This window comes from Acidithiobacillus sp. TH-A35 (genome assembly GCF_057473505.1).
The window spans coordinates 1-6,675 of the sequence record NZ_JBYCKR010000266.1 but is presented as its reverse complement, the minus strand read 5'-3'; the positions used below and the strand labels follow the sequence as shown (position 1 = coordinate 6,675).

General features: G+C 62.6%; 6 protein-coding genes and 2 pseudogenes. 7 read left to right on the top strand and 1 reads right to left on the bottom strand.

The window, feature by feature from the left end; translation table 11 throughout:
• The 6 genes and pseudogenes from AC2VNK_RS08815 to AC2VNK_RS08790 all read left to right on the top strand — a co-directional run.
• On the top strand, nucleotides 1-2,546 hold a 2,546-nt coding region (locus AC2VNK_RS08815; RefSeq protein WP_486883499.1), incomplete at its 5' end, for an ABC transporter permease.
• Nucleotides 2,536-3,194: pseudogene (locus tag AC2VNK_RS08810) on the top strand (lipocalin-like domain-containing protein); the annotation flags it as partial. The gene AC2VNK_RS08815 and the pseudogene AC2VNK_RS08810, both read left to right, overlap by 11 nt.
• A 132-nt stretch (nucleotides 3,195-3,326) precedes the next feature.
• Nucleotides 3,327-3,695: a lipocalin family protein gene (locus tag AC2VNK_RS08805; protein ID WP_486883500.1), complete on the top strand. Its 369-nt coding sequence runs from the start codon at nucleotides 3,327-3,329 to the stop codon at nucleotides 3,693-3,695.
• Between the two features lie 74 nt (nucleotides 3,696-3,769).
• Nucleotides 3,770-4,525 carry a HesA/MoeB/ThiF family protein gene (locus tag AC2VNK_RS08800; protein ID WP_486883498.1) on the top strand — a complete coding sequence of 252 codons (756 nt, stop codon included), beginning with the start codon at nucleotides 3,770-3,772 and terminating at the stop codon, nucleotides 4,523-4,525.
• Nucleotides 4,522-4,872 (top strand): hypothetical protein, encoded by a 351-nt coding sequence (locus tag AC2VNK_RS08795; protein ID WP_486883497.1) that lies wholly within the window; start codon nucleotides 4,522-4,524, stop codon nucleotides 4,870-4,872. The genes AC2VNK_RS08800 and AC2VNK_RS08795 overlap by 4 nt, the downstream gene beginning before the upstream one ends.
• The gene (locus AC2VNK_RS08790) at nucleotides 4,865-5,641 is read left to right on the top strand and encodes an endonuclease/exonuclease/phosphatase family protein (protein WP_291525398.1); all 777 of its coding nucleotides are present in this window, start codon (nucleotides 4,865-4,867) and stop codon (nucleotides 5,639-5,641) included. The genes AC2VNK_RS08795 and AC2VNK_RS08790 overlap by 8 nt, the downstream gene beginning before the upstream one ends.
• Here the strand turns inward: AC2VNK_RS08790 and AC2VNK_RS08785 are convergent.
• The gene (locus AC2VNK_RS08785) at nucleotides 5,586-6,092 is read right to left on the bottom strand and encodes an LEA/WHy family protein (RefSeq protein ID WP_486883496.1); all 507 of its coding nucleotides are present in this window, start codon (nucleotides 6,090-6,092) and stop codon (nucleotides 5,586-5,588) included. The genes AC2VNK_RS08790 and AC2VNK_RS08785 overlap by 56 nt on opposite strands.
• A gap of 71 nt (nucleotides 6,093-6,163) precedes the next feature.
• On the opposite strand from AC2VNK_RS08785, the pseudogene AC2VNK_RS08780 reads away from it, so the two are divergent.
• Nucleotides 6,164-6,675, top strand: a pseudogene (locus AC2VNK_RS08780) (ABC transporter permease); the annotation flags it as partial.

Genomic DNA, 6,675 nt, shown 5'->3' with positions numbered 1-6,675 from the left:
CGGCGTCTGCGCTTCGACGCACAGGGCTTCCGTTTCCTGTGATCACCCGGATTCCGTGGCAGGCGGCCGTTTGGCGTCCCCTGCGCCAAAGGTCGGGCGCGAGCGTGCTGGCTATCATCGGCATTGCGCTGGGGGTCGCGCTGGGACTGGCCATCGCCCTCATCAACATTCAGGCCGTGAGTGATTTTTCTACCGGACTGCGGCGCCTGTCGGGGCAGGCTGACCTGGCGCTGACGGCGCCGGGACGGGGCTTTTCCGAACAATGGTATGTGCGCCTGAGCATGGCCAAAGGTGTGGCCGTAGCTACTCCGGAAATCCGCTTGCAGGCGCCGGTGCTGCATCCTGCCAGCAAAGGAATGCTCCATATTCTGGGTATTGACGCCTTTCAGGCGGCGCGGATGGGGCAACCACTGCTGCCTTTCAACCTGCATAACCCGCTTGCCATGCTGACCCCTGACCACATTGCCCTGAGCCCGGCGGCGCTGGCGCATCTCGGCCTGCGGGTAGGTGATACGCTGACGCTCGATGCGGATGGGCAGCCACGCACGCTACGGATCATCGGGGAACTCCCCGATATGGGCGATAGCGGAGCATTCGGCGTCATGGATATTGCGGCGGTGCAGTGGTTGTGGGGACAGGTGGGCGCCATGAATCAGGTGGACCTGCGCCTGCGTCCCGGAACGAGCACCGGCGACTTCCTGGCGCAGTGGCGTGGCCATTTGCCGGTCGGCGCCGTGCTGCAAAGTCCTGCCCAGCAAGGGCGGGTAGCAGCGGATGCATCGCGCGCCTATCGGGTGAATCTGCTGGTGCTGTCGCTGGTGGCGCTGTTTACCGGGGCCTTTCTCGTCTATTCCACCCTGGCCATGGGGGTAGTGCGGCAGCGGCAGCAACTGGCGCTGTTGCGGGTCCTGGGCCTGCGCCGCCGCGAAGTCGTATTGGCCGTATTGTTGCAGGGGGTGGTCTTGGGTCTGCCGGGTGCGCTGCTGGGTCTGCCGCTGGGCGTGCTGGCGGCCCGGCTGGCCTTGGCACGTATGGGTGGCGACCTCGGGGCGGGGTATTTCAGTGCCACGGCTTTGCATCTGCAATGGCATCCGGGACTCATGCTGATCTTTTTCGTGGCGGGCTTGGGTGCAGCGCTGACCGGCGCCTTTTTACCGGCTTGGGAAACCAGCCGGGCGACCCCCGCCCTGGCGTTGCGTGCCGGCACAGAAGAACAAGGCCATCAGCAGCGCCAACATCCCTGGATAGGTCTGCTGCTCTTGGGACTATCCTTGGCAGGGTCTTTAGCTCCGGCCATCCACGGCATCCCTTATCTGGCCTACGGCGCGGTAGCCTGCCTGCTCTTCGCCCTGCTCTTTTTATTGGCGCCGCTCCTGCGCGGACTGACCCGGATCTTTCCCCTGCCCCATGCACCCGTCTGGCGTCTGGCCTTGGAACAACTGCGGGGCGCGCCGGGGCGGGCGGCGCAAAGCCTGGCTGCAGTGGTAGTGGCCTTTAGTCTGGTCGTGGCCATGGCGGTGATGGTGGGTTCATTCCGCGACTCGGTCGCCAACTGGCTGACCGACATCTTACGCGCGGACCTCTATGTACAGGCAGGGATGAATAGGGACGCATTCCTCCCTCATGGGGCTGCGCATCTGCTGTGCGCACTGCCCAATGTCCGCGCCTGCTCACCCCTGCGGCGAGTCACCCTGAATTTATTGCCGGGACATCCACCCGTGATGCTTCTCGCGCGGGGCATGAACAGCAACGATCCAGAACGGGAATTGCAGATACTCCATGCGGTCAGGGTCGGGCCACAACAGCCGCCGCCCGTGTGGATTTCGGAGATTCTGGCGGGCATCAGTCGCTGGCAGGCCGGGCAGGTAATCCATCTGCCGCTGGGTGGGCAGGAGCGGGCGGTGACCATCGCCGGTATTTATCGGGATTACGCCTATCAGGAGGGGTCAGTGTCCATACCCATTCAGCAATACCGCGCATGGTCTGGAGACGATGCCGTCAACGGCGTCGCCCTCTGGCTGCGTCCTGGTGCCGCGATACCGGCCACCATCCGCAACTTGCGGCAGACACTGCCCGGTGGTGGCCAATTATTGGTCGCGACCCCCAAAGAAATTCGCAGTCAGAGCCTGCAAATATTCAACCAGAGCTTTGCAGCCACCTATGCACTGGAGGCTGTCGCCATGGTGATCGGGCTGCTGGGGGTGAGCAGTGGCTTCGGGGCGCAGACGCTGATGCGCCGCAACGAATACGCCATGCTGCGGCATCTGGGTCTGCGGCGGCGTGATCTGCTCACTCTGCTCCTTGCCGAGGGCAGCATTCTTTCAGTCCTCGGGATACTCATCGGCGGCGCGCTGGGGATGGCCATCAGCGTCATCCTGATCGAAGTGGTCAATCCCCAGTCTTTCCATTGGCACATGGGCTTTCGTCCGTCCTGGCCGCTGTTACTGACCCTGAGTGCCATCCTCTGGCTGGCGAGCACGGCGACCATGGTGCTGGCCGGGCGGCGGGCGATCCGGCACAACTCCGCGGTGCTGCATGATGATTAGTCATTTACGGTCGGGATTACTGCGCAAAGGGATATGTTCCGGTCTTCTGATGCTGTGCTGCGGGCTCTATGGACCAGCGCAGGCCGAATCCAGTCTGCCGGGGATGCCCCTGCCTTTACAGCCCACGCCGGATGTGAAGGTCACCTCGCAATACCCCATGCAATTCCCCAACGCCCTGGGTAGTCACCCGGATTTCCCCATTGAATGGTGGTATGTAACGGGTTGGCTGCATAACGCGGCGGGAAAACCGCTGGGATTTCAGATCACCTTTTCCGGGTCCGGCCCCCTAAGGTTTGGGCGAACCCCAGCGCCTTCAATCCCCGCGAACTGCTTTTTGCCGAAGCGGCCCTGAGCGATCCCCGCGTCGGGCATCTGCTTACCGCGCAACGGACCGCGCGCGCGGGTCTCGGATTAGCAGGGGCGGACCGAGACCATACCGATGTCTGGATTCGCCACTGGTACCTGCGCCAGCAGGGGCAGGATTACGAGACACGTATCAACGGCAAAAGAATCCGTTATCGACTGCGATTCACGCCAACCCAACCCGTGATACTCGAAGGTCTCCAGGGCATCAGCCGGAAGGGTCCAGACCCGAAGAATGCCAGCTACTACTACAGCCTTCCTCACCTAAAGGTCAGCGGGACGGTGGACATCAAAGGACAGCGTGAGCTGGTCAGCGGGGAGGCGTGGCTGGATCACGAATGGTCGGCGGCGTATCTGCCCAAAAAGGCCGTCGGCTGGGATTGGCTGGGGATCAATCTGCAGGATGGCGGTGCCCTCATGGTCTTCATGATGCGCCGCGCCGACGGTGCGCCCTTCTGGCTGGCTGGCACAGAGCGTAATGCGCAGGGCCAGGTACACTACATTCCGGCCAAAGACATCCGCATGCGGCCTACTGGCTGGTGGCGGTCGCCGCAAACCGGCATACGTTACCCTGTACGCTGGCAGATGCAGGTGGGAAGCATGCATCTCGCTGTCGTTCCGCTCATGGACAATCAGGAATTCGACGCCAGCCGCAGCAGCGGCACCGTCTACTGGGAAGGCGCCGTGCGCGCCATGACGGGCCAGCAGACCGTAGGGAAAGGCTATCTGGAACTCACCGGCTATGGCGGTCGTCTGGCCCTGGGCCATCGGCGAAGCACTCCGTAACTGGAGCAATCCCCTCCGCGTTGCTACACTGATGACATGCCCAACGAAAGCTCCCGTCTGCCGCTGCAACAACAATGACTGACGCCCTCGACGACGCTGCGTTGCTGCGTTATGCGCGCCAGATTCTCCTGCCGGAAATCGACATTGCCGGACAGCAGGCGCTGGCCGCCAGCCGGGTGCTGATCATCGGCGTGGGTGGGCTAGGCTGTCCGGCCGCCCAGTATCTGGCGGCCGCGGGCGTCGGCAACCTGACCGTCTGCGATGGGGATCAGGTCGAACTCAGCAATCTGCAACGCCAGATTCTCTATAGCGAAGCCGACCTGGGACGCCCCAAAGCCCTGGCCGCACGCGATCGACTGCGTGCCATGAATCAGCAGATTCGGGTCAGCGCCTGGGCGGAATCAGCGCAACCTGAGTCTCTTGCGGCGGCACTGGGCACCCACGATCTGGTGCTGGACTGCACCGACAACTTCAGCAGCCGCCACGCCATCAACCGCGCCTGCCGTAACGCTGGCAAACCTCTGGTCAGTGCTGCGGCCATCCGCTGGGAAGGGCAACTCGCCGTCTTTGATTTTCGTGTGCCGGAAAGCGCCTGCTATGCCTGTCTCTACCCGGACGGCGTAGAGGACACCGGAGATACCTGCTCACGTAGCGGCGTCCTTGGCCCGCTCCTCGGCGTACTCGGCAGTATGCAGGCGGCAGAAGCCATCCGCCTGCTCTGCACGGGCCATTCCCCGCTGGCCGGGCAGCTCCTGCTGGTGGATGCGCAAAGCTGGCAGTGGCGGCAGATCACCCTGCGCCGCGACCCGGCCTGTGGCGTCTGCGCGTGAAGCGCCTGAAACTGCCACGCACCCTGGCCAACGCCCTGCTTGCAGACCTGCAATCCGGTGTTGGCGAAGGACTTATCGGCGCTATCGCCGACGTGCCCGTCTCCGTCTATCCCTGTCCGCCGGCGAACTTTGCCGCAACACTCGCGTTGATCCGGTCCCGTGGCGAAACATCTTTCGCACATTACGCTCACGCCGCCGCGCCCATCGCGGATATCGTCCCCACCGGCACGCCCTATCAGATATTACTGGCTGCGGACATCAAAGGGGTGATCCTCCTCCGCGCCTTCATCCGCGCGGGTGATGGCGCGCCCTGGCAGGAACTCGACATTGAGCTCGACCATGACTGACACTTCAGAGTTTTCCGTGACGTCTTTCAACATTCAGGTGGGCATCGGCTCCCATCGCGCCCGGCACATGTTCCTGCACGGCTGGAAATATGTGATGCCGCACGGCCAGAGTCTGCGCAACCTGGAGCGGATCGCCATGATTTTGGAGGAAACCGACATCGCCGGACTCAACGAGGTCGATGCCGGCTCTTTTCGCAGCCAGTATGTCAATCAGGCGGGTTTTCTCGCTGACCGCGCCCATTTCCCTTACTGGGCGCAACAACGTACCCGTGACTTTGGCGACTTCGCCCAGCACAGCAACGGCATTCTCTCGCGCTGGCCCATTGAAGAGACCATAGCGCATTCCCTGCCGAGCTTTATGAAAGGGCGCGGCATGCTGGAAAACCGGCTCAATGTTGGAGGAAGAGCCCTGACAGTGATCATCACCCACCTCGGCCTCAGCCGTCATGCGCGCCTCAGTCAGATACGCGATCTCGCCCAACGTCTGCGCGGACGCCCGAATCTCATTCTCATGGGCGACCTGAACTGCACGGCACGCTCCCCGGAAATACGCCTGCTCCTCAACGAAAGTGGGCTGCAGGCGCCGCCCTGGAGCCCGCCCACCTTTCCCAGTTGGTCACCGCGCTTTTCCTTCGATCACATCCTCTGCAGCCCTGACCTGGAATTTACGGCGATTGAAACCGTCACCGAACCGCTCTCCGATCACCTTGCACTCAAGGCAAAACTGCGCTGGGGCTCGGTGACAGCGGCAGATGCAAAGCCCCAGTGACGGTAAAAGGTATCCGCATATCGAGCATGCCGGTCACCAGATAACCTTTGACGGTATAGGGGAGCCCAGCCCTGGCGCTGACACTGCCGAGATCCCCCAGCAATGTCAGAAAATTGCCCGTGACCGGTATGTTCACCGTGACACTGCCGTAGGCGGGCACATCGACCGGCTTATCCAGCAATCCGTAGGCCACCTGCCGATCCTGCACATACAGACGCGCCTCTCCCGCCTTGGCATGGAGCGCACTGTCATTGGGGTTGCTGACCTTGAGCGCCAGCAAAAACGTCTGCGAGACCAGCCCCACCGACTCCGGCTGGATACTCAGCAACTGTACCTCTGGATGGTGCACAGGAAACGCGCTGCAGGCGCTGAGCGGCAGCGCGACCAGCAGCAGCGTGGGCCAGCGCCGAAACCGTTGGGTGAAGCCGGAACTTCGTGCAACAATAGCCATCCGTGTACTCCTGCAAACGCCATTCGCCGAGTATAACCTAAGGAATGACCGAGAAAAGCCCAGACCCGCGCATGACGGGAAGTAACGCACAGCAACCGAACTGGGAACGCGACGGCCAGACGCTGCGCCTCAGCGGGCGCTGGACCCTGCGGCGTCTCGGCGGCAATTTTGCAGCGCAAGAATCGGCGCTGCGGAACATCAGTCCGGAAACACTGTGGGACCTCACCGCTATCGAGGCCCTCGACAGCGCCGGGGCACTCCTGCTCTGGCAGGCCTGGGGCAGCCAATTGCCGGAAAAGATCCGGATGGAGGACCAGCAACACAGTATTTTCGCCCGTCTGGCGCAGATTCAGCCGATTGCCCCTCCACCCCGGCGCCCCTGGCACTTTCTTGATCAATTTGGTGCATTCCTGATCGAAACGGGACGTGACCTCTGGGGACTTTTTCTGCTCCTGGGCGCCCTTTTGCTGGAGTTCGGGCGCGGACTGCGCCACCCGCGCAGCTTTCCGTGGCGCGAAATCTCCGCCACTATCGTCAATACCGGTCCGAACTCACTGCCCATCCTTACCCTGATCGGCTTCCT